This window comes from Luteibacter sp. W1I16 (assembly GCF_050434905.1).
Classification (GTDB): Bacteria; Pseudomonadota; Gammaproteobacteria; order Xanthomonadales; family Rhodanobacteraceae; genus Luteibacter.
Genome location: NZ_JBNDJJ010000001.1, coordinates 1,990,201 through 2,011,825 on the forward strand (window position 1 = coordinate 1,990,201; position 21,625 = coordinate 2,011,825).

Consider the following 21,625-nt stretch of genomic DNA (forward strand, 5'->3'; position numbering starts at 1 on the left):
GCCATCCTACAGACGCCGTTGCTTGGATTTCGCCGATTTGCCCGCAAATCCGGGCACAGGCGCCGCAGCGGCCCGTGAACGTTCAAGGTGACACCGTGTCCACCCTCGCCATCCTGGAATTCCCCGACCCGCGCCTGCGCACCGTCGCCGCCCCGGTCACCGAGTTCGACGCCGAACTGAAGCAGTTCGTCGCCGACATGTACGAAACCATGTACGCCGCCAACGGCGTCGGCCTCGCCGCCACCCAGGTGAACGTGCACAAGCGCGTCCTGGTGGCCGACATGAGTGACGACCGCAACGAGCCTCTGGCGCTGATCAACCCGGAGATCCTGGAAAAGGACGGCCAGCAGGTCTATCAGGAAGGCTGCCTGTCGTTCCCGGGCATCTATGCGGACGTGACCCGCGCCCTGCGTGTGAAGGTCCGCGCCCGGGATGTCGACGGCAAGGAGATCATCGTCGAGGCCGAAGGCCCGCTCGCCGTGTGCATCCAGCACGAGATGGATCACCTGGCCGGCAAGGTGTTCGTCGACTACCTGTCGCCGTTGAAGCGCGGGATGCTGCTCAAGCGGATGGAAAAACAGCGCAAGGCCAGCGCCTGATCGTGGCCGGCCGTTCCCTGCGGGTGGTGTTCGCCGGAACGCCTGACTTCGCGGTGCCCTGCCTCGAGGCCTGCCGCGCCTCGGGCGTGGATGTCGTCGCCGTGTACACCCAGCCCGACCGGCCCGCCGGCCGTGGCCGCAAGCTCGCCGCCAGCCCCGTGAAGGAGGCCGCGCTCGCCGCCGGCATTCCCGTCGAGCAGCCCGAGTCGTTCAAGGCGGAAGCCGACCGCGACCGGCTCGCGTCATACGCCCCCGACCTCATGGTGGTGGTCGCGTACGGGCTCATCCTTCCGCGCAAGGTGTTAGCGATCCCTCGCCTGGGCTGCTGGAACGTCCATGCATCGCTGTTGCCGCGCTGGCGCGGCGCCGCGCCGATCCAGCGCGCCATCCTCGCCGGCGACAGCGAGTCGGGGGTCGACCTCATGCAGATGGAGGCAGGCCTCGATACCGGCCCCATTCTGGTCGAGCGGCGCACGCCGATCGGCGCGGACGACACCGGCGGCAGCCTGCACGACCGGCTTTCCGCGCTGGGCGCGGACGCACTCGCCGAAGGCCTGCGCAGGACCCTCGCCGGTGAAATCCTGACCCCTCGGGCCCAGCCCGAGGACGGCGTGATGTACGCGCACAAGCTCGACAAAGCGGAAGCCCGCCTCGACTTTTCCCTGCCGGCCACCGAACTGGAGCGGAAGGTGCGCGCCTTCGATCCCTGGCCGGTCGCCGAAGCGGATGTCGCCGGCGAGCGACTGCGCATCTGGTCCGCCCGCGCCATCGAGGGAGTCCCCGGCGTGCCTGCCGGCGAGGTGATCGCGGCTTCCCGGGCGGGCATCGACGTGGCTTGCGCGGAAGGCGCCCTGCGACTCACCGCCGTGCAAAGGGCGGGCGGGCGCCGGATCGGCGCGGCGGATTACCTCAACGCCCGTCCGGAGCTGAAGCGGGCCGCCTCGTGAGCCGCGCCATCTCGGTACGCGCCCTTGCCGCGGAAGCCCTCGCCGACATCGCGCTTTCCGGGCACTCGCTGCGCGAGGTCGCCGACCGCGCGCTGCCCCGACTGCCGGATTCACGCGACCGCGCCCTGCTCACCGCGCTGCTCAACGAGGGAGCCCGCTGGTGGCCTCGCTTCGACGCGGCACTCGATCGCCTCCTCGACAAGCCGATCCGGCGCAACGAACCCATCGTGCACGCACTGCTGGTCGCCGGGCTGGTGCAACTGGAGATTCTCGAGTTGCCAGGCTACGCCGCCGTGGCCGCCACGGTCGAAGCGGTTCGCGAATTGCGCCGGCCACGACTCGCCGGGGTGGTCAATGCCGTACTGCGCCGGTGGCAGCGTGAACGCGAAACCTTGCTGGCCGAACTCGATGCGGTGCCGGCCACGCGACATGCACACCCGGCGTGGCTGGTAGAGGCGATCACGAACGACTGGCCGGCGCAGGTCGACGGCCTCCTCTCCGCCGCGAACACGGAACCGCCGCTGATGCTGCGCGCGAACAGCCACCGCGTGGCGCGTGCCGAGGCGGCGGAAGCCCTGCGCGCCGCCGGACAGGAGGTCGATCTCCATCCCTGGCTGAAAGACGGACTGGTGCTGCCACACAGCACCGACGTCACTCGCCTGCCCGGTTTCGCCCAGGGCCACTTCGCCGTGCAGGATGGTGCCGCACAGGTTCCCGCCGACCTGCTCGACCTCGCCGATGGACAACGGGTACTCGACGCATGCGCGGCGCCGGGCGGCAAGGCTTGCCATGTCCTGGAGCGGGCGGCGGTGTCGCTGCTCGCGGTGGAATCCGAGGCGCATCGCGTGCCGCGTATCCGGCAGAACCTGGAGCGGCTGGGCCTCGAAGCGGAGGTCGTCGTCGGCGACGCGGGCGACACCGCGGGTTGGTGGGACGGCCGTCCCTTCGATCGCGTGATGATCGATGCGCCATGCTCGGCCACGGGCGTGATCCGCCGCCGGCCCGACGTACGCTTGCATCGGCGAGCGGGCGACATCGACGCGTTGGTTCCGCAGCAGGAACGCATCCTCGCTGCTTGCTGGGACGTCCTGGCTCCCGGCGGGCGCCTGCTCTACGTCACGTGTTCGCTCTTGCGGCGGGAGAACGAAGGCGTGGTCACAGCCTTCCTCGCCAGCCGCACCGATGCCATCGCCGTGCCGTTCACCCTGCCCGTGGGACAAGCCGCCGCCGTGGGTTGGCAGATCCTGCCGGGCGATGGCGACCTCGATGGCATGTATTACGCCCTGCTGGAAAAGTCAGCGACCAACGCCGCGTAGACGGCTTCCGTGGCGCTCACGAAACGCTCCATCCCGAACTCGGCCAACGCATGCGCGCGTGCCGCCGCACCCATGTCGGGAAGCCGCGCGCGCATGGCTAGCAGGTTGCGCAAGGCCTGCGCGATGGCACCCCGATCCCGCGCCGGCACGATCCAGCCGTCCTCGTCCTGGCGAATGTTCTCGGGAAGCCCCGCGTAATCGCTGACCAGTACCGGCTTGCCCATCGCCATCATTTCGCGGCAGGCGAACGAGATCGTCTCGACATCCCACGACAGGACAAAGCCCGCATCCAACGCGGCCACCATGGGCCGCACGTCGGCCAGCCGGCCGGTGAAATGAACCTGAGGGGCGACGCCCAGCGCCTCGATCCGCGCCAGGTCGTCCGCGCCGGGCATGCCGCCGGCGAGAACCACCCGCAATCGCGTGCGGTCGCCGGGGGCGAGCGAAGCCATCGCTTCGATCAAGTCCATCCAGCCCTTGTAGCGCGCGGTGCCGGCGTTGCTTCCGATCAACAGGGGTTCGCCGGTACCGTTTTCCAGCGCGAGCCATGCCGCGCGTTGCGCGGGATCGGAAGCGCGAGGCGCGAAGCGATCGACGTCCACGCCATTGAACACCGTGGCCACGCGGCAGCGCTTATAGGGCGACGCCAGCACCTGGCGGTGCACGAACTCGCATACCGCGATCACCTGATCCGTACCGAAGCGCGAGCGCCACGCATGCCCCAGGCCGGTCATCGGCTTGGAGTTGTGCTTGGTCAGGACGATGGGAGGACGGGGCTGCAGGCCATGCAGGGCCGACATAACGAGCCGATGGTCCGCCGAGCCGTTCACGTGGACGAGGTCGAACCGTTCGCGCCGGAGGTATGCAGCCAACTGGCGGCGCGCCCGGCGACGTGCCGGGAGACGGCCCAGGCCGTTCGGAAACGGCTGGTCGAGCACGTGCACGCCGGCGATTCCGCGGGATTCGCGGTTCAGACGGCTGCCGGGAGGCGCCGCGACATGCACCTCATGGCGCCCCGCAAGCCCTTGCGCCAGGCCGATGATGTAAGTGGTGTGACCGCCGCCGTCGCCGTCGTGGAAATTCGTGAAGAGGAGCTTCATCGTCCTGGGTCGGTCCTCGCCGAAGCTGAATTCCGGCCGGCCCACGAGGATCGCTCCGGAGCGGCATCGGCCGTCCGGTAAAGTACCATCTGGGCCGCCGTGTGGCGTGGCCGCCACGCCGTCCCCGATCCAAGCCAGGTGCCGAGTGCTCGAAAAAACCAACCCAGGGCGCGTGTGGATCGTCTCGCTGCTGATCGCGATCATGCCGCTGTCGTTCGCGCTTCCGATCAAGGCGAAGGCCATTCCCGCCGCCGTCCTGTTCCTTCTGGGCGTGTGGATGCTGATTCGCGATCCCGAGGCGCGCGCTGCCTGCCGCCGGGCCCGCTGGGTGCTGGGGCCGGCGGCACTGGCTTTCCTCTTCTGGCTGGTGAACGTGGCGGTGCACGGCATCGACTGGCGTGAGTTCGACGTCACCTCGCACATCCTCGCCTTCCTGGTGATCGCCGTCGCTTTCGCCAGCCCCTTGCGGCCCGTGGTGTTGCGTCTCGGTTTCGGGGCGTCCGCGGGCGTGCTCGGCATCGTCTGCCTCGAACAGCACTACATCGAGGGCATCGATCGCGTCTACGGGATCAACAACGGGCTGTGGGGCGCCATCGAATTCGGCATGTTCATGCTCGTGCTGGCACTGATCGCCGTGGTGCAGGCGTTGCGCAGCGAGCTTGGCCGCGGCGAGCGCGTGCTGCACCTCGTCTTCGCCGCACTGGGCATCTACGGCGCGTTGTTGACGCAGAGCCGCGGCCCCCTGCTCGCTTTCCTGCCCGTGTTCGTCATCGTGGTGCTGATCCAGTCACGGCGGACGGGACGTTGGCGCGAAGGGCTGGCCTTCCTCGCGATCGGCATCGCCGCCGCGGCCGGCGCGGCGACGACGCTGCACGGTGAAGTGCTCACCCGTTTCGCCGCGGTGACGGAGGAAATGTCCACGTACAGCGAGCAGGACGCGAGTGGCGCCGTGCGCGAACGCCTGGAAATGTGGCGCACCGCGACCATGGCGCTGGACGACCATCCGCTCGCGGGCGTGGGCCTGAACCAGTTCGGCGACTACGCCCGGGCACGCATCGCCGAGGGCAAGGTCAACGCCACGGTGGAGCGCTACGACCACCCGCATAGTGAATACCTCGAATGGGCGGTGACGGGTGGCCTGCCGGGGCTGGCCGTGCTCGTGCTGTTGTTCGGCTGCGCGCTGGCGTTCTTCCTGCGCCACGCGTTCCACCCGGACAACGCCATCGCCATGCCGGCCAGCGCGGGCCTCAGCACCGTGTGCATGTACGCGCTGTGCGCGTTGACGGACAACGTTTTCTACCGTCCGATGCCGCACTCGCTCTATTTCTTCCTCACGCTGGGCCTCGCCGTCCATATCGGCCGCCTGCTGTATGCCGCCGAACGACCGGCCGCGGTGCGCTGAGGCGTGGCTTTCATCCATCTGATTGCCTGGAACAACGGCCGTGGCCTCAGCCACGACATCCGTCTGTTGGAGGACGCCCTGCGCGGGCTGGGCCACGAGGTGTCGATCACCTCGGTGCCGCGACGCAGCCGCGGCCTGCCCTGGCGCGCGTGGTGGCTACGATGGCGGATGCATGCCCGATGGCTTGCCCGGCGGGGGCCGCGCCGGTTCGACCTGGGCATCACGCTCGAACATGTGCACGCCGCCTACCTGCCGCTCGCGCGGCGTAATGCGCTCGTGCCGAACCCCGAATGGCTTTCGCGCCGCGACCGGCGCCAGTTGCATCGCTTCGACGCGATCCTGTGCAAGACCGCCGTGGCGAAGGACACCTTCGCCGCCCAGGGCCTGCCCGTGCACGTCATCGGCTTCCAGAGCATCGACTGCCGCCGGGAGGGCATCGAACGGAACCGCGACTTCCTCCACCTCGCCGGCGCCAGCCGGATGAAAGGGACCGAGCGCTTGCTCGACGTCTGGCGGCGCCACCCGGAGTGGCCCACCCTGCACGTGCTGCAATCGCCCTCCACCGCGCGCGGCGACACGGCCGGCACGGCCGCGAACCTGGATCACCGGATCACCTATGTCGACGACATCGAGGACATCCGGCGGCTGCAGAACGCGCACGCGTTCCATCTCTGCCTATCGGAAGCCGAAGGCTGGGGCCACTACATCGTGGAAGCGATGAGTTGCGGCGCCGTCGTGCTCGCCACGGACGCACCGCCCATGAACGAGCTGGTGGGCGAGGACAGGGGTCTGCTGGTCGCGGCACGCGAAAACGGCACGCTCAACGCGTCCCCGCTGTGGCAGTTCGACGAAACGGCCCTCGAAGCCTGCGTCGAACGCGCCGCCGCCCTGCCGGACGACGAACTGCGCCGGCTCGGGGATGGTGCGCGGCGCTGGTATGAAAACAACCAGTCCGGCTTTGCCGGACGGCTCCGCGGCGCGCTCGACAGCCTGCTTCGCTAACGCCGCCCGGTGCTGTCCACGCCGCACAGACGGCGGGAGCGGTACGACTAAAGTCAGCCATTCCCGCCACGGTACGTTTAGAATTCATGATCCTTTAACGGTGACGACGCCCTTGTCCAACAGCGCCTATACCCGATCGGAACATCTGCGCGCCCTCTGGCCGTGGCTGCCCCTGTGGGCCGCCATGGCCTTGCTAGCCATCTTCGCGCACGGCCCGATGCCCATGTTTTCCACGCGAACGCTCGCCGTCGCCTGGGAGATGTGGGCGCATGGGCACTGGCTGGTGCCGCACATCAATGGCGACCCGTACAGCGAGAAGGCGCCGCTCCTGTTCTGGATGATCCATGCCGGCTGGGCGGTATTCGGCGTCACCGACGTCTGGCCGCGCATCCTCGAGGTGATCTTCGGCGGCGTGCAGCTGGTGCTCGCCTCTCTTCTGGCGGGCCGGCTGTTCCCCACGCGGCCGTGGGTGGCGAAGGCGACGCCGTGGCTGTTGATGGCGCTGTCGTACGCCTTCCTGTTCGGCCTGCAGATCATGTACGAGGTGCTCCTCGTGGTCTGGGTGCTGGCCGCGTTGCTCTGCCTCACGCCCACCGCCACGCGGGCGCAACCGCGATGGTGGTTGTTCGGCCTGATGATCGGCGCCGGCCTGCTCACCAAGGGGCCGGTGATGGTGGTCCACGTGCTGTTCCCGTTCCTGCTCGGCCCGCTGTGGAACGACTGGGCGCGGCAGAACAAGGCCCGCTGGTACGGCTTCGGCGTGCTGGGCGTCCTGATCGGCTTCGCGATCCTGCTGGCCTGGGCGATCCCCGCCGGTGAAGCCGGTGGCGAGGCCTATCGCCAGCGCCTGTTCTTCACCCAGACCGCGGGCCGCGTCGTCGATGCGAAGGTGCAGGACCTGCAGAACCACGCTCGGCCGGTCTGGTATTACCTCCTGTTCCTGCCGGTGCTGCTGTTCCCGCTCAGCGGCTGGTTACGTGGCCTCGTCGCCGTGCCCACCACCCTGTTCCGTCGGCCCTGGCGTCCGGGGACCACGGCGGCGCTGGTCTGCGCGGGAGTGGCGTTGCTGCTCTTGCTCGCGTCCGCCGCGGGCGCCCACTTCCCCGGCTGGGCCGAAAAGGTCCTCGTGGTGCTCGTGCTGCTGCCGCTGTTCCTCGCGCTTGCGCGGCAGCCACTGGAACCCGGGCTGCGTTTCCTCGTGGCGTGGCTGCTGCCCACCCTGCTCACCTTCTCGTTGATCACCGGCAAGCAGCTCTATTACGTGTTGCCCGAACTGGCGGGCGCCACCATGCTGGTCGCCTCGTCGGTCGCCGACCTGCGCGAACGCCACAAGGGACTGGCGTCGCATTACGCGCTGGGCACGTGGCCGCTGTCGCTCGGCGCCTTCCTGCTGGCGATCGCGTTGTTCGCCATGCCGTCGGTGGTGCCCTCGCGTTTCCCCGACAACATCTGGCTCGTGGGGATGGCGCCGTACGCGCGCTTCTTCGGCGTGATCTTCATCGTGCTGGGCGCATTGCTGCTGCTTCGCGGCCGTGGCGAAATGCGCCGGCTGGCCTTCGCCGGCCTCATCGGCACGGTGGCGCTCAACGCGCTCTTCACCCTGGGTCTCTGGTATCGCTACGACCTCACGCCCGCCTCGCTCTTCCTCGGCCAGGCGGACGCCGCCGGGCGGCCCATCGGCAACCTCGGCGTCTCCTACAACGGCCAGTACCACTTCGCCGGCCGGCTGATGCATCCCATCGCGCGCTTGAAGGTCGCGCCTGGCATGCCCGCGCAGGTGGACGAGGACGACGATGACGTGGTGCACGACGGCGACACCCTCGACGATTTCGCGCGCCACCATCCCGATGGACTGGTGATCTCCTACGCCAAGCATCCGCCGGCGAACGCCTTCCGCTACGCGCGCCTGATCCAGCCGTCGCGCACGGGGTGGCTGATGATCTGGGACGCACCGACGCTCAACGCGTTGCAGAACGGCCGGCTTCCGGCCGAGCCGCGTCAACCGACCCTGCTCTATCCGCAGGATTACTGGCGCACGCGGACGGCACTGCGGTGACCGATCCCCTCGTCGAACGGCTGCGCGCGCAAATCGGCGGCGTCCGCGACGGGGCCTTGTTGCGCTTTTCGATCGGCAACGCGCTGCTCGGCGACGGCCAGTACGTGGACGCCGCGCAATCGTTCCGCGAGGCGCTGTCGTTCGATCCGGATTATTCCGCGGCGTGGAAGCTGCTGGGAAAGGCCTTGCTGGCGGTCGATGACGAGGAAGGCGCCGCCACGGCGTGGCGCTCCGGCATCGACACCGCCACCCGGCGCGGCGACATCCAGGCGGCGAAGGAAATGACCGTCTTCCTCAACCGGCTTTCGCGCCCGCGTTGAGCTTGTACGGGTCGGGGCGGTCGTGCGCCGTATACCGCTTGTAGTGCCACTGGTACTGCGGGAAGGCCCGCTCCACGCAACGCTCCACGCCCTGGTTCAGCGCCGTGCAGGCGATCTTGAGGTCGGCGCTGTCGATGCCTTCCGGCGCGGGCAGCACGTGGATGCGGAAGCCCTCGCCATCGGGCAGGCGCTCGGCGAAGCTGAATAGCACCGTCGCTCCCGTGCGCGCCGCGAGGCGCGGCAACAGCACCATGGTGAGCGCGTCGACGCCGAAGAACGGCGCGAACTCACCCTCGCCTTCGCGCGGCTTCTGGTCCGGCAGGATGCCGACGGTGCCACCGGCTCCCAGGCGCTTGAACAAGGTCCGCACGCCGGCACCTTCCGCCCTCACCTGTTCGGGTGCGAGCTTGCCGCGGACCTTGCGCAGCAGCGCCTCGATCGCCTGGATACGCGGCGGGCGGTAGAGGATGGCCATCGGCGTCTTGCTGCACAGCCAGTAGTTCAGCAGCTCCCAGCACCCGAGGTGGGGGGCGGCCACGATGACGCCCTTGCCCGAGGCGAGGGCCTCGGCGAACAGTTCGCCACCGACCACTTCGCGGACCATGCCCAGCGATTTCTCGGCGCCGCCGCCCCAGATCGCGGCCACCTCGGTCACCGACTTGCCCGATTCCTCCATCGTCCGGCGCAGCAGGTCGGCACGTTCGGCCTCGGACAACTCCGGGCGGGTCAGGCGCAGGTTCACCGCGCTATAGCGGGCGCTGCGCGAATGGGAACGCAACGAACGCCGGCCGATCCAGGCACCCATGGCATGGACGGTACGCAGCGGGAACAGGCTCACCAGCCTGAGCAGGAGATAAAGGAGGTAGATGTCCGGGCGCATTCCGCGAAGTGTAACTCGCCTGCCAATCGGCCTCGTTCCCATTAAGCTTGGCGCCCATCCGCCGCTAAGCTTGTCCATGATTGCAGTGATCCAGCGGGTCGAGTCCGCACGCGTCGAGGTCGACGGGGAAACGGTGGGCGCCATCGGTGCCGGCCTGCTCGCTCTCGTGGCCGTGGAACCGGGCGATGGCGAAGCCCAGTGCGTGCGGATGCTGGAGCGCCTGCGCGGCTACCGGGTGTTCTCCGACGCGCAAGGCAAGATGAATCTTTGCCTGGCGGAGACCGGTGGCGGGCTGCTCCTGGTCAGCCAGTTCACCCTCGCCGCCGACACCCGCAAGGGCATGCGCCCCAGCTTCACCACGGCGGCACCTCCCGAAGAGGGGCGCCGCTGGTTCGATCGCCTGGTCGCCCTGGCGGGCATTGCCCAGCCGGGGGTGGAAACTGGCCGCTTCGGTGCCCATATGAAGGTTCACCTGATCAATGATGGCCCGGTCACCTTCCGTCTGGAGGTGCGCTGAGGTGTCCTGCCCGAGGGGCCGAGCCCCCATCCTTCCTCACCGCCACGTGAACGCCCCGGCCCGAACAGGCCCTCTGGCGCGATTTTTGCGTGGTGCCGGTGAGGCCGATCCACTTGAAAACTGGTCAAAAAATCATCAGATGACTATACTGATCGGTTCCTGTAACCCGCGGCGGTCGGCATGACTAATAAAGCTCACGAGCAACAGTCTGAAATCAAACAGCTCATCTCCAAGGGATTGGAGCAGGGCTATCTGACCTACGCGGAAATCAACGACCACCTGCCCGACGACATCGTCGATCCGGAGCAGATCGAAGACATCATGGCGGTGCTCAAGGGCGTCGGCATCGAAGTCCACGATTCCGCGCCGGATACCGACACGATCTCCGACGGTGCCGCCCCCGGCGCCAGCACCGATGACGAGTCGGCGGCTGAAGAAGCCGTGGCGCTGCTATCTGCTGTGGACGCCGAGGTGGGCCGCACCACCGACCCCGTCCGCATGTACATGCGCGAAATGGGCACGGTCGAGTTGCTGACCCGCGAAGGCGAGATCGCCATCGCCAAGCGTATCGAGGAAGGCCTCAGCCAGGTGCAGACCGCGCTGGCCAGCTTCCCGCTCACCATCCAGCTGCTGCTCGAGGAATACGACCAGCACGTGGAAGGCAAGCGCCGCCTGAGCGAGATCCTCGCCGGTTTCGCCGATCTTGAAGAAGCCGCCGACGCCGCCCAGGCCGAGGCCGACGCGGCCGTGGTGGTCGACGCCGATGCCGAGACCGACGACGAGGAAGTCGAGGGTGCCCCCGCCGAGGAAGAGGAAGCCGGCCCGACCGGTCCCGACCCGGAAGAGGTCAAGCGCCGCATGGAAGAACTGCGTTCGCTGCACGCCAAGTTCCAGAAGGCCGCACCGAAGGCGGAGATCAACGACAAGAAGGTCGCGAAGATCCGCGAGCAGATGTCGGAAGCCTTCCTCAACCTGAAGCTCCCGTCGGCGCTGATCGACAGCTTCGTGCGCAAGCTGCGCGAAGTGGTGAACGACATCCGTCACCACGAGCGCGTGCTCATGGACATCTTCGTCAAGCAGGTGAAGATGCCGCGCGCCGAGTTCCTGAAGAGCTTCCCGTCGAACGAAGGCAACCTCGAATGGGCCGCCGAACTGTCGCGCAAGCGCCAGAAGTGGTCGCCGAACATCAAGAACTACCGCGAAGCCATCGACGCGGAGCAGGAGAAGCTCGCCCAGATCGAGCGCACCCTGTATCTGCCGCTGACCGACATCAAGGAAATCAACCGCGCGATGTCCGTTGGTGAGGCCAAGGCCCGCCGCGCCAAGAAGGAAATGGTCGAGGCGAACCTGCGCCTGGTGATCTCGATCGCCAAGAAGTACACCAACCGCGGCCTGCAGTTCCTCGACCTCATCCAGGAAGGCAACATCGGCCTGATGAAGGCGGTGGACAAGTTCGAATACCGTCGCGGCTACAAGTTCTCGACCTACGCGACGTGGTGGATCCGCCAGGCCATCACCCGCTCGATCGCCGATCAGGCCCGCACCATCCGTATCCCGGTGCACATGATCGAAACGATCAACAAGTTGAACCGCATCTCCCGCCAGATGCTCCAGCAGTTCGGCCGCGAGCCGACGCCGGAAGAGCTGGCGAAGGAAATGGAGATGCCGGAAGACAAGATCCGCAAGGTCCTGAAGATCGCGAAGGAACCGATCTCCATGGAAACCCCGATCGGCGACGACGAAGATTCGCATCTTGGCGACTTCATCGAAGACACCAACGCCAGCTCGCCCGTCGAGTCGGCGACCGAGACGGGCCTCATGGAAACCGTGCGTGACGTGCTCGCCGGCCTCACCCCGCGTGAAGCGAAGGTGCTGCGCATGCGCTTCGGCATCGACATGAACACGGATCACACGCTGGAAGAAGTCGGCAAGCAGTTCGACGTCACCCGCGAGCGCATCCGCCAGATCGAAGCCAAGGCCCTGCGCAAGCTGCGCCACCCGAGTCGCTCGGAAACGCTGCGCTCGTTCCTCGATATTGACTGATCGGGCGACGTGACCAAGTGAGACAAAAATGCCCGCGCAAGCGGGCATTTTCTTTTGGGCCGCAATCTAATCGTCGGCCTTCAGACTTTTGTTCAATTGTTTTATATGTTCTATGAAAATGAACATACGAAATTATTGAACATGGGTTCGATCGCGCCGACGGCACGGCCACCTCTCCACCTGCCTTGCGCCATCCGCTACACTCCTTGCGCTGCAAGGGCCTATAGCTCAATGGTTAGAGCAGAGGACTCATAATCCTTTGGTTCCAGGTTCGAGTCCTGGTGGGCCCACCAACGTTATGCAGCACGTTTGACGAACACTGCCCACACCACCGCGATGACGATCAAGGTGGCGCCCAGCATCCACCAGGCCCGGCGCTGTCCGGCCTGGCCCCAGTAGTCGGCAATGGCGCTGAGCAAGTACACGACAAATTCCGCCACGATGGTCAAATGCCGGCAGAGGCGATTTCGATGGCGCTACGCCAATTGACGGCAGCGGCACTCACGCAGGTCTGGTAGCGGCGGTCTTTGGAAACGCCGGTGACGTACGCGACGATGGACAGAGCACTTTTGGCCACGTACGACCATCCCGGAACCCAGCCGACTGGCTTTGGGACCAGGCTGAAAGCAGCCGAGCACTCCATGATTTCGTGGGTGACGGTGCCCAGGATGTCGCCGACTTCGGCATTCATGTCCCATCCGGAGGCAAGGCCCTCGCCCCATACGGAGGCTGCAACCTTTCGTAGCTCCACTTGATCTTCTGCTGTCGGTGTGTCGGCAGTGGCCGACGGCGCCGTGCTGGACGACGTGCGGGCGGGCGAGGTCGACGGGGTGACGGGTGGCGTCACGTGCAAGGCAGGACCGAATCGCCGTGCCCAGATGCGCAGCGCGGGATGAACGGAACCATCACCGACGTAAATGATTTCGCCCCGTTCTTCGTCAAAGTAAGCGGCGAACGTCCGGCCGTCGGCATAGTGGACGAACGCTGCAGCGTGGGCGAGCGGAGCGCCGGTTCGCCAGCCGTCAAGGAACAACCCACCGTCTTTCAGGGCCACAGGATGGGCCGTGACAGTGAAGTTCCGGGCAAAGGCCGGGTAGGCATCCCCAAGCGCCAGACGGAGATCCGCATCAGCGCCACTGATGACAAGCGCTTCCGATGGCGGGTCGATGGGAGGTTGGGGGGCGGCGAGGGCCGGAGCGCTGGTGAGGGTAGCGGCAAGAAGGGTAGAAGCAAGCCATTTATCGAACATGCGCATCACACAAGTCCTTGTCTGAGATGAACGTCGAATGCCGGCCGGGACTAGCAGGCTTACGGAGCAGAAATGAGGTCGGCCGGCTCCGTCAATACCTGCCGCGCCTAGGGGCGCCATATCTGCGGTCGCAGGTTAAACCTGCGCTGCCGGACAGGCACGCTGGGCAGACAGCTTTGAGAATTTTCGCAAAGACGGCCTATCTCGGTACGGGCGGCCCACCGAGGGCGAAAAAAGGTCATCCGGGGCAGGCCCTACGCGTTCTGCGACAAAGCCCACCGGAGTGCGGCAGTTACCTGATGGCGGCATTGCTCGGCCGAACTGATTCTTTTCGGTCGAAGTACGAAATCTTGTTCGCGATCTTCCATTCATCGCCTACCTTCAGCAGCAAGAAGTAGTCGGTAATCACGACAGCACCATAATTCAGGGTGACTCGGGCAGTGCCCGCATTGCCCGAAGCATCCATGAAATCGATCGTCCGCACGCGCGACGCTTCATTGTCAGCCACCTTTCCCTTGAAGAGCGCACAGAACTCGTCCAGGGACAGCGACGTGAACTTGCCGTCGCGCACGCTCTCGATTCGAGCGCTCGGCAGGAAGGCTTGGCGCATATGCGATGCCTCGCCGGTGGCTTGTCCGCTGAAGTAGTGCTGGATGGCTTGTCTCATACCTTGCTGGGCGGCGGAGTCCTGCTGCGCCGTCTGTCGATTCGCGGGTACATCGACTTGCAGGGCTTGCGCGCCTGTCGTGAACGTAACGAGGGCGACGGCGAGCAGGCTGCGAATCTGTTGCTGGTTCATGGCACGTCTCCGTGGGAAGTCGACGCAGAATGTCCGGCGATAGCCCCTCGGACAATCGCTTTCACCGCGGATTTCGCACGCTTCGGCGCAACGCCTTCCGGCGCATCATCTCACTTGAACAGCGCGAGCCTGTCGCGGTAACTGCGAGACAACTTGAGTTCCTGCCCACAGTCCAGGGTCAGGAAGTACTCGCCGTTTAGATGCGGTCTTAGCGCTACGACGCGGTCGGCATTGACCAGCGTCGAACGGTGGATGCGCGGAAAACGACTCGCGTGCAGGCGCTTCTCTAGCTGCCCAAGGGTGGCGCGTAGCACGTGGGTATCACGATCGGTGTGGATGCAAAGGTAGTCACCCGCTGCATCGATCCAACGAATGCTGGCGCGCGACAGACGCAATGTTCGCGCACCGTCGCGAACGGCCAGCGGCGCTTCAGGATCACGCAGTTCCTGCGCACCCTCGGCCTCAAGTGCCTCGTCGAGGGTCAGTGCCGGGCGGCCACTCAGCGCACCGAGCAGGCCGAGCAGCTTTGCGCGGTGATCGCTGGCCTCACGACGATCAAGCGCTTCGCGCACGCGAAACAGTGCCTGATGCAGCCGCCCGTCGTCCACCGGCTTGAGAAGGTAATCCACCGCGCTCGCTTCGAAGGCATCGAGCGCGTAGTGGTCATAGGCGGTAACGAACACCACCAGTGGCATCTGCTGCGCCGGAATCGCGCGCAGGGTCGCGAAGCCGTCGAGGCCAGGCATCTGCACGTCCAGGAACAGCAGGTCCGGCGCCTGTTCCGACACCGCGCGCACCGCCGCCGCGCCATCGCCGACCTGGCCGACGATATGGATGTCGCGTTCACCGGCCAGGCGCAATTCCAGTCCCCGCCGGGCCAAGGGTTCGTCGTCGACGAGCAGCGTCCGGATCGTCCTTTCCTGTGTGGCCTTGGACGAAGTCATGACATCCCCTCGATCTCGAATGGCAATGTCATCGTCACCGCAAAACCGCCCTCGCTGCGGTTACGCAACTCGAAGTTCTGCCGTACCCCATACAGCACGCTCAGCCGGTCACGGGTATTGGCAAGGCCGACCCGGGTGCCGCGTGGCGTGCTGTCCGTCGGCATGCCCCCTTGCTCCAGTTCCGGCCATCCCGGGCCATCGTCGATGACCGAGAGTTTCAGATAATCACCTTCGCGAATCGCACGCAAACCGATCATGCCGCCCTCCACCCGCTTGACCACCGAATACTTGATGGCGTTCTCCACCAGCGGTTGCAGCAACAGGCTTGGCAGCAGCGCCTGCCAGCAAGACGGTTCGACCTCGACGTCCACCCGCAGACGCTCGGCGAAACGGGTCTTTTCAATATCCAGGTACAGGCCGATCGCATCCAGTTCCTGCTTCAACGTCACCCGCTGCATCGGATCGGCATCGAGCGAATGACGGAGGAAGGCGCTCAACCCCTGCACCATCCGGTTAGCGGTGGCGTTGTCGCGATCGAGCACCAACGTCGAGATCGCATTGAGGGTGTTGAACAGGAAGTGCGGGTTCAACTGATAGCGCAGCATCTTCAGCTGCGCCTGGTGCGCCATCGCGGTCGCGGCCAACGCGGTTTCCGTCTGCATGCGGAGTTTGCGCCAGGTGGTCATGACCAGATAAAGGCTGGCCCAACCGACCACCACGTAGAGCTGGCTGATCACGTAAGTGAAATAGCCGAAACCGGTGAAGGGCAGGCATTGGCGGCACCATTCCAGATCAGTCACCAGCTTATAAGTGAGCCCCATCGACGCGGCGATCAGCACCGCTGGCACGATCATCAGCAACGCCACTCGCGCCGGCGGCCGGTCGCCGCACGCGCGCAGCAGGTAACGCAGCCCGAGCGTGCCGAGGAAGCCAGTGACGGCCACGGCGAGCAATACCGTCCAGTACTCGGCCGGTTTCCCGTTGGCGAGTGCGGAGAAATAGTTGACCAGGAACACGCCACCCCAGCCGCCGGCGTGCAGCCACCAGAACAGCGCGTTCGTCGATCTTGCCGGCGGCAGCGCGCCCAGCACAGGGGGCGATGGAGGATCGTTCGGAACGACGGGATCAGGAGTCATGGCGTAGGTGGTGCGACCTGTCGACAGCATAGACGGGACACCTCCGCCGGGTGGCCGCCGCGATTCGGTTCGGCGCGCACGCGGAACGCTTCGGCGCAAACGCCCTACCGGGTGTCTCTGTAACGGCTAGCCTCGTCGACGACATAAGCAGTCCCCTCCTTCCACCCGACGCGTGCCCGATACGGGCCGCGAACGCACCATACCAAAGGAGTCGTCGATGCTGCTCGAACTGATACTGGCCGCGAACATGGCGACGGCCCGGGTGGAAACGGTCCCCGTTGCTGCGGGCCTCCGGCGCCCGTGGTCGATGGCATTCCTTCCTCAAGGGGACTTCCTCGTCAGTGAGAAAGAAGGCGTGCTGGTTCGGATCACTCCAGGGGGCGAAAAACACCCGGTCGCCGGCATGCCGGACGATCTGGAGAATGCCGCGCAAGGACGCGGCGACAATGTCGGCCTGTTCGACGTGGTGCTGCACCCGGATTTCGCTCGCAACCACCGTATCTATTTCACGTATACATCGCGCGGTGTGGATGGCACGACGACCCGCCTGTCCACGGCCCGTCTGCTTGACGATCGCCTCGTCGACGTGCGACCGCTCTTCGATGCCACGCCACGCTCGTCGGAGCGCTTCCATTACGGTGGTGGGCTGCTGATCGATCGCCAGCGTCACCTTTACATGACCATCGGCGAGCGCCATTTCCGCGAAAGCAGCAACCCTCCGCTACCTGTGTCGCAGGACCCCACGGATCGACGCGGTAAAATTTATCGCTTCACCCTGAATGGCAAACCGGCGCGCGGCAATCCCGATTTCGGCAAGGGCGCGGTACCGGGGATCTACGCACTGGGCATCCGTTCCGCGCAAGGACTCGCACAGGCGGACGATGGGCGCATCTGGATGTCCGAGCACGGGGCCACGCGGGGCGATGAGATCAATCTGCTGCGGCCCCATGCGAACTATGGATGGCCCGTGCATACGGCGGGCCGCCACCGCGATGCTGGCTATGTGCCGCAGACGCTACCGGGCGCGGTCTACACCGCTCCGGCATGGACCTGGACGGATCGCACCATCGCACCCGCCGGACTGGCCGTTTACCGTGGGAAGCAGTTTCCGGAATGGCGCGGTGACCTGCTCCTGGCGGGGCTGAGCACGGGCAGCTTGCTCCGGCTGGACTTGCAGGGAGATCGCGTGGTCGGCGAGGAAGTACTGCTCACCGGCGTGCGCCTGCGCAACGTGAAGCAGGCACCGGACGGTAGCGTCTACCTGCTCACGGACGAATCCGATGGACGTTTGCTGCGGCTGGAGCGGCGACCCTGACTCAAGGCTCATGCCTGCGTCGCTCCCGCATCAATGCCAGCACAGTGTGTTCGAGATAGCGCCACGATGGCTGCACCAGGCGATCTTCTCACGCATCATGAACGGCTGAGTCAGCGGACGCGGGCGAAGTAGTTGGCGCGCATCACGGGCGTACGGTTGGCTCCTGGATAAACCACGGTCTCGACGAGATTACGTCCATCTGGCAACACGGTATAGATTCGCGTCGACATGAGAACGCCGTCTTTCTGCAGCGCCATGACCAGGACGTTGGGCGCGGGCCGCTCCAGTGCGACATGGTCGGCTTCCGGACTGTTCTCGATGGCGGCGTAAGTCCCGTCCGGCGTGGCCGTGGAAACGGAGTGAACCTCTACGCCAGGCGCATAGACGATATCGACGCGCGTGACCCACTTGCCGCCGCCTGCATCGCCGAATGTAAACGTGACGCTCTTCGGACGCTGGTCGGGCGGCATGGGTAGGCGCGACGTATCGAGCGACCAGCTTCCGATTAAAGGTGAGGTTGCCGGATGCGTCGGAAGCGCGGCCTCCGGCGCCCCGGCGGCGGCGGACAAACTGGTCGCGAACGCCATGAGGGTGAACGCTAGTACATGGGCTCTCGGCAGGAATCTCATCTCCACTCCTTTCCATGCGGGTTCTTCATACTCACTCCACCCGTGCTGGAACACCACCCCCACCCAACCATCGCAACGCACGCCGCACCAACGCCGTCGGCAGATCCGGATTCCACACGAAAGTCGCCACGCTTTCCGGCGGCATCGTGTATTCGAAGCGGAACCGGCCATCCGTCACCGAAACAGGTCGCGCCGAGGTGTTGATGTTCACCATCACCAGAACGATCGATCCGTCGACGTCGTTCTGAAAGGCCACGTTGGCGATGCCCTTGTCGGCGTCTGTGTCGGTCGACTTCACCCGCGTCGCGCCCGGCAGGACGAACTTGCTGAAGTGCGCCAGCGCGTAGTACTCGTCGTTGCGGCTCACCGCGCCCGTCTGCGAATCGATCGTGATGACGCCCTTGCAAGCCAGGCATCCGCCGAAATGGGGGCCGTGGTTCTCGTCCAGCGCCAGGTTCCAGTAGATGACCCCGCGCGCCCATTGACGGGTTCCGGTGACGAGCAGGTTGCGGGTGAACCAGAGCAGTTCACCGTTCATGTTCAATGGCCAGTCGCCACCCGAACATTCGGTGATATAGGCGTCCTTGTCGGGGTGCTGGCGGTGCACGCGGCCCTGCTCGTGCTGGCTGCCTTCGTAGCAATGCCAGGCCACGCCATCGACATAACGTGCGGCATCCGCGTTGGCCAGCACGGCGAGCGGTTGCTCCGGATGGCTCCAGTTGTGGTCCCAGTCCAGGATCGCCGTTCGCGGCTTTCGCCCTTCGAGCCTCGGCCCCAGGTACCTGGCGATGATCCGCGCGCGTGTCTCCGTACCCATGACCATGCCTGGGTAACTGATGGGCGAGTAAGCGGGCTCGTTCTGCAAGGTCAGGGCGAAGATGGGAATGCCATGGCTGCGGTAAGCGTCGAGATACTTGATGAGGTAGTCCGCATACGTGCTTTCGTACTGCTCCAGGAGCTCGCCACCGATCAGGTTCTCGTTGGTCTTCATCCACGCCGGGGCACTCCATGGTGAGGCCACGATCAGCATGCCGGGATGGATGGAGAGGACTTCACGCACCACAGGGATCACGTCCTGAAGGTTGGCCGCGACGTTGAAGTGCTGCAACGTCGTATCGGTCTGGCCGAAAGGAATGTCGTCGAGCGTATACAACCTCAACGAGAAATCCGACGCGCCGATGGTCAGGCGCATCATGTTGAGATTGAGGTTCGGTGGTGCGCCATACAGTTCGCGCAACAAGGCGCGGCGTTGCAGGGTGTTCAACGTGTTCTGGAGAAGCCACGCCGAGGAATCAGTCATGGCCGCGCCAAAGCCGGTCATGGTCTGATACCTGGTGCCGAGATCGATGACCACATCGGCGGGCGAGGTATCGTGTGGCTTCATCTCGACGTCAGGCTGCGATGCCAGCTTCAGTCGGTGATCGGCCGTGCTCAGCCAGACCTCGACTTCGGGCATGATCGGCCTTACGGGCGGAGGGGCCTGGAGCCCGATGGCAGGCTGCACGAAACGTGATGCATAAAGCGCTGCCATGGTGAGCAGCGAGATCAAGGCGATGAAGACGTAGACCGTCCGCGCGGGCTCCGACGGGCGTTCAGCCATGGCGCCCGGAGATCCCAACGCTCGTGTTGCCGTTCATTAGGACCACGAACCTTCCTGGCTTTCGCATCGAGACATGGGGGGATCTTACCCCACGTCTCGGTGAGCAAGGCGCGGCAGTCGCTCGAGAAGAACGGCCTGACCGCATCGCAAGAAGACGTCACACAGCGAGGAAACGAACGCCTGGCTCAGGGCCCGGGGACCGGCGCGGCGTTGATCGCCAACTGGGCGGCGAACGCCCGCTGGTATGCCGGGCGCGCTTCGCCGCGGGCGACATAAGCGGCCAGGCTCGGAAACTCGGCAAGGATTCCCGATGGCCTGAGCCTGAGCAGCACCGACACCATCGTCAGGTCGCCCGCGCTGAAACCGCCATCAAGCCACTCCGCGTCGCCCAGGCGCGTCACGAGCCGCCCCAGCCGTTCGCGGATACGGCCTGCGATCAGGGGCATGCGCTCCGGAGTCCAGGGCTTGTCGCCCTCCACGAAGCGGGCGGTGACGAGCTCGAGGATCGGCGGCTCCACGGTGTTGAGCGCGGCGAACATCCAGGTGATCGCACGCGCCCGGGCGTTGGCATCCATCGGCAACAAGCCCGTATGGCGGTCGGCGAGGTGGAAGATGATCGCGCCGCTCTCGAACAGCACGAGGTCGCCTTCCTCATAGGTGGGAATCTGGCCGAAGGGATGAAGGCTCACGTGCGCGGGCTCCTTCATGGCCCCGAAGGGCACGAGGCGGACCTCATACGGTTGGCCCACTTCCTCGAGCGCCCAGCGGACACGCGTATCGCGCGCCAGGCCCATGCCGCCGTCGGGGGAACGCTCGAACGCGGTGATGACAATGCTCATGCGTGAATGTCCTTTGGGTCAGTCCGGTATCGCCACTTCGACCAGCCGCTTGAGCAGGGTCAGCGACTCCTGCCAGCCGAGATAGCACTGCTCGACCGGAATCATGTCGGGAATCCCCTCCTGGACGATCTGCACGTCCGTCCCACAGGACACGGCGCGCAGGGTGATCGTCGTGACCATCTTACCGGGCAGGTTGGGATCGTCGAAACGGTCGTCATGGACGATACGCTCGTTCGGCACCAGTTCCAGATAGGTGCCGCCGAAGCTGTGGCCGTTGCCGGTGGAGAAATTCGTGAAGGTCATCCGATACTTACCGCCCACCCGCGCATCCAGTTCGTGCACGGTGCAGGTGAAGCCATCGGGCGGCAGCCACTTGGACGTGGCGGCGGCGTCGAGGAAGGCTCGGTAGATGCGCTCGGTCGGAGCGGTGAATACGCGATGCAGGCGAACGGTGCCGGTCATGGGAAGTTCTCGTGGCGAGGTGGAGTCCTCATTGCCTACGACGAACGGGGACATCCCGGATCGACATCCGTTCAAAAAAAAACCACGAAGGCTATCGGCGGACCCGCTTTCCCCTGGCCCGCTTGCCGATGCTCGCCGCCTGGGACGCGCCCTTTTCCACCGACGCGCCTCCGGCTGTCACCCGTTCCGTCCACGCCAGGTCGTCGACATAGGAAAGGAAGTGCCTCAGATATCCCGGGGACAGTTCGCGCATGAGCTCGATCGACCGGTGCACGAGCGCATTCGAGTTGAGCGGCCCCGCGTTCCGGGGGACATACTCCAGCGTCTGCCGCAGCCGGCTTTCGGCGCGCAGGCCGGACCATATCTTCCGGAATTCCTCGAGGGCGGGAAGCTCGGGATAGGCGCGGGATGCGACGTCGCCGGCGAACTCGTCCACCAGCTGCCCCAGCCGGCCGCGTACACGTGACACG

General features: G+C 65.7%; 22 protein-coding genes and 1 tRNA gene. 11 read left to right on the forward strand and 12 right to left on the reverse strand.

Features of this window, described 5'->3' with window-relative positions; all coding sequences use genetic code 11:
• Positions 1-95 precede the first annotated feature (95 nt).
• From def to rsmB, 3 genes are read left to right on the forward strand one after another with little or no spacing between them, the layout of a single operon-like run.
• Positions 96-599 carry a peptide deformylase gene (gene def / locus QFZ41_RS08890; RefSeq protein ID WP_429200207.1) on the forward strand — a complete coding sequence of 168 codons (504 nt, stop codon included), beginning with the start codon at positions 96-98 and terminating at the stop codon, positions 597-599.
• Between the two features lie 2 nt (positions 600-601).
• Positions 602-1,546: a methionyl-tRNA formyltransferase gene (fmt, locus tag QFZ41_RS08895; protein ID WP_429198426.1), complete on the forward strand. Its 945-nt coding sequence runs from the start codon at positions 602-604 to the stop codon at positions 1,544-1,546.
• On the forward strand, positions 1,543-2,862 hold the full coding sequence (rsmB, locus tag QFZ41_RS08900) for a 16S rRNA (cytosine(967)-C(5))-methyltransferase RsmB (RefSeq protein ID WP_429198427.1): 1,320 nt from the start codon (positions 1,543-1,545) through the stop codon (positions 2,860-2,862). The genes fmt and rsmB overlap by 4 nt, the downstream gene beginning before the upstream one ends.
• On the opposite strand, the gene QFZ41_RS08905 is transcribed toward rsmB, so the two are convergent.
• Entirely contained in the window at positions 2,823-3,962 is a 1,140-nt protein-coding gene (locus QFZ41_RS08905; protein ID WP_429198428.1) for a glycosyltransferase family 4 protein, read from the reverse strand. The two genes, rsmB and QFZ41_RS08905, sit on opposite strands and share 40 nt — an antisense overlap.
• Positions 3,963-4,107: 145 nt before the next feature.
• Here QFZ41_RS08905 and QFZ41_RS08910 point away from each other — a divergent pair, with 145 nt between their 5' ends.
• The 4 genes from QFZ41_RS08910 (at position 4,108) to QFZ41_RS08925 (ending at position 8,742) form a co-directional block, all read left to right on the forward strand.
• Positions 4,108-5,364, forward strand: a complete 1,257-nt coding sequence (locus tag QFZ41_RS08910; protein ID WP_429198429.1) for an O-antigen ligase family protein — start codon at positions 4,108-4,110, stop codon at positions 5,362-5,364.
• A gap of 3 nt (positions 5,365-5,367) precedes the next feature.
• Positions 5,368-6,366 carry a glycosyltransferase family 4 protein gene (locus tag QFZ41_RS08915; protein WP_429198430.1) on the forward strand — a complete coding sequence of 333 codons (999 nt, stop codon included), beginning with the start codon at positions 5,368-5,370 and terminating at the stop codon, positions 6,364-6,366.
• A 112-nt stretch (positions 6,367-6,478) separates the two neighbouring features.
• Entirely contained in the window at positions 6,479-8,422 is a 1,944-nt protein-coding gene (locus QFZ41_RS08920) for an ArnT family glycosyltransferase (RefSeq protein ID WP_429200208.1), read from the forward strand.
• Positions 8,419-8,742 (forward strand): tetratricopeptide repeat protein, encoded by a 324-nt coding sequence (locus QFZ41_RS08925; RefSeq protein ID WP_429198431.1) that lies wholly within the window; start codon positions 8,419-8,421, stop codon positions 8,740-8,742. The genes QFZ41_RS08920 and QFZ41_RS08925 overlap by 4 nt, the downstream gene beginning before the upstream one ends.
• On the opposite strand, the gene QFZ41_RS08930 is transcribed toward QFZ41_RS08925, so the two are convergent.
• Positions 8,717-9,622: a lipid A biosynthesis acyltransferase gene (locus QFZ41_RS08930; protein ID WP_429198432.1), complete on the reverse strand. Its 906-nt coding sequence runs from the start codon at positions 9,620-9,622 to the stop codon at positions 8,717-8,719. The genes QFZ41_RS08925 and QFZ41_RS08930 overlap by 26 nt on opposite strands.
• Positions 9,623-9,698: 76 nt before the next feature.
• On the opposite strand from QFZ41_RS08930, the gene dtd reads away from it, so the two are divergent.
• From dtd to QFZ41_RS08945, 3 genes are all read left to right on the forward strand, one after another.
• A complete protein-coding gene (dtd, locus tag QFZ41_RS08935) occupies positions 9,699-10,139 on the forward strand; it encodes a D-aminoacyl-tRNA deacylase (RefSeq protein ID WP_429198433.1) in 441 nt (146 codons plus the stop codon).
• Positions 10,140-10,319: 180 nt separating this feature from the next.
• Positions 10,320-12,182, forward strand: coding sequence for an RNA polymerase sigma factor RpoD (rpoD, locus tag QFZ41_RS08940; RefSeq protein WP_306848285.1), 1,863 nt, complete (start codon positions 10,320-10,322; stop codon positions 12,180-12,182).
• A 217-nt stretch (positions 12,183-12,399) separates the two neighbouring features.
• Positions 12,400-12,475: transfer RNA gene (locus QFZ41_RS08945), tRNA-Ile, on the forward strand.
• 3 nt (positions 12,476-12,478) lie between these two features.
• On the opposite strand, the gene QFZ41_RS08950 is transcribed toward QFZ41_RS08945, so the two are convergent.
• The 5 genes from QFZ41_RS08950 to QFZ41_RS08970 all read right to left on the reverse strand — a co-directional run bounded on the left by QFZ41_RS08950 (position 12,479) and on the right by QFZ41_RS08970 (position 16,265).
• A complete protein-coding gene (locus tag QFZ41_RS08950) occupies positions 12,479-12,607 on the reverse strand; it encodes a hypothetical protein (RefSeq protein WP_429198434.1) in 129 nt (42 codons plus the stop codon).
• Positions 12,608-12,627: 20 nt separating this feature from the next.
• Positions 12,628-13,437, reverse strand: coding sequence for a hypothetical protein (locus QFZ41_RS08955; protein WP_429198435.1), 810 nt, complete (start codon positions 13,435-13,437; stop codon positions 12,628-12,630).
• A gap of 286 nt (positions 13,438-13,723) precedes the next feature.
• Complete coding sequence (locus QFZ41_RS08960; RefSeq protein WP_429198436.1) at positions 13,724-14,230, reverse strand: nuclear transport factor 2 family protein; 507 nt, start codon at positions 14,228-14,230, stop codon at positions 13,724-13,726.
• Positions 14,231-14,340: 110 nt separating this feature from the next.
• Positions 14,341-15,174 carry a LytR/AlgR family response regulator transcription factor gene (locus QFZ41_RS08965; protein ID WP_429198437.1) on the reverse strand — a complete coding sequence of 278 codons (834 nt, stop codon included), beginning with the start codon at positions 15,172-15,174 and terminating at the stop codon, positions 14,341-14,343.
• The gene (locus QFZ41_RS08970) at positions 15,171-16,265 is read right to left on the reverse strand and encodes a sensor histidine kinase (RefSeq protein WP_429198438.1); all 1,095 of its coding nucleotides are present in this window, start codon (positions 16,263-16,265) and stop codon (positions 15,171-15,173) included. Before QFZ41_RS08970 ends, QFZ41_RS08965 begins: the two co-directional genes overlap by 4 nt.
• A gap of 262 nt (positions 16,266-16,527) precedes the next feature.
• On the opposite strand from QFZ41_RS08970, the gene QFZ41_RS08975 reads away from it, so the two are divergent.
• A complete protein-coding gene (locus QFZ41_RS08975) occupies positions 16,528-17,625 on the forward strand; it encodes a PQQ-dependent sugar dehydrogenase (protein WP_429198439.1) in 1,098 nt (365 codons plus the stop codon).
• A 110-nt stretch (positions 17,626-17,735) separates the two neighbouring features.
• Here the strand turns inward: QFZ41_RS08975 and QFZ41_RS08980 are convergent, their stop codons facing one another.
• From QFZ41_RS08980 to QFZ41_RS09000, 5 genes are all read right to left on the reverse strand, one after another.
• A complete protein-coding gene (locus QFZ41_RS08980) occupies positions 17,736-18,254 on the reverse strand; it encodes a hypothetical protein (RefSeq protein ID WP_429198440.1) in 519 nt (172 codons plus the stop codon).
• A 31-nt stretch (positions 18,255-18,285) separates the two neighbouring features.
• Positions 18,286-19,854 (reverse strand): glycoside hydrolase family 30 protein, encoded by a 1,569-nt coding sequence (locus QFZ41_RS08985; protein WP_429198441.1) that lies wholly within the window; start codon positions 19,852-19,854, stop codon positions 18,286-18,288.
• 185 nt (positions 19,855-20,039) lie between these two features.
• Complete coding sequence (locus tag QFZ41_RS08990; protein ID WP_429198442.1) at positions 20,040-20,693, reverse strand: glutathione S-transferase family protein; 654 nt, start codon at positions 20,691-20,693, stop codon at positions 20,040-20,042.
• Between the two features lie 18 nt (positions 20,694-20,711).
• Positions 20,712-21,155, reverse strand: a complete 444-nt coding sequence (locus QFZ41_RS08995; RefSeq protein ID WP_429198443.1) for an SRPBCC family protein — start codon at positions 21,153-21,155, stop codon at positions 20,712-20,714.
• Positions 21,156-21,246: 91 nt separating this feature from the next.
• A complete protein-coding gene (locus QFZ41_RS09000; RefSeq protein ID WP_429198444.1) occupies positions 21,247-21,624 on the reverse strand; it encodes a DUF2894 domain-containing protein in 378 nt (125 codons plus the stop codon).
• Between the last annotated feature and the right edge of the window lies 1 nt (position 21,625).

Coding starts and splice junctions, on each gene's coding strand:
- QFZ41_RS08960 (WP_429198436.1), bottom strand. CDS start 14,230: ATGAACCAGCAACAGATTCGCAGCCTGCTCGCCGTCGCCCTCGTTACG.
- QFZ41_RS08955 (WP_429198435.1), bottom strand. CDS start 13,437: ATGCGCATGTTCGATAAATGGCTTGCTTCTACCCTTCTTGCCGCTACC.
- QFZ41_RS08930 (WP_429198432.1), bottom strand. CDS start 9,622: ATGCGCCCGGACATCTACCTCCTTTATCTCCTGCTCAGGCTGGTGAGC.
- QFZ41_RS08975 (WP_429198439.1), top strand. CDS start 16,528: ATGCTGCTCGAACTGATACTGGCCGCGAACATGGCGACGGCCCGGGTG.
- dtd (WP_429198433.1), top strand. CDS start 9,699: ATGATTGCAGTGATCCAGCGGGTCGAGTCCGCACGCGTCGAGGTCGAC.
- QFZ41_RS08995 (WP_429198443.1), bottom strand. CDS start 21,155: ATGACCGGCACCGTTCGCCTGCATCGCGTATTCACCGCTCCGACCGAG.
- rpoD (WP_306848285.1), top strand. CDS start 10,320: ATGACTAATAAAGCTCACGAGCAACAGTCTGAAATCAAACAGCTCATC.
- QFZ41_RS08905 (WP_429198428.1), bottom strand. CDS start 3,962: ATGAAGCTCCTCTTCACGAATTTCCACGACGGCGACGGCGGCGGTCAC.
- QFZ41_RS08990 (WP_429198442.1), bottom strand. CDS start 20,693: ATGAGCATTGTCATCACCGCGTTCGAGCGTTCCCCCGACGGCGGCATG.
- QFZ41_RS08980 (WP_429198440.1), bottom strand. CDS start 18,254: ATGAGATTCCTGCCGAGAGCCCATGTACTAGCGTTCACCCTCATGGCG.
- QFZ41_RS08965 (WP_429198437.1), bottom strand. CDS start 15,174: ATGACTTCGTCCAAGGCCACACAGGAAAGGACGATCCGGACGCTGCTC.
- QFZ41_RS08985 (WP_429198441.1), bottom strand. CDS start 19,854: ATGGCTGAACGCCCGTCGGAGCCCGCGCGGACGGTCTACGTCTTCATC.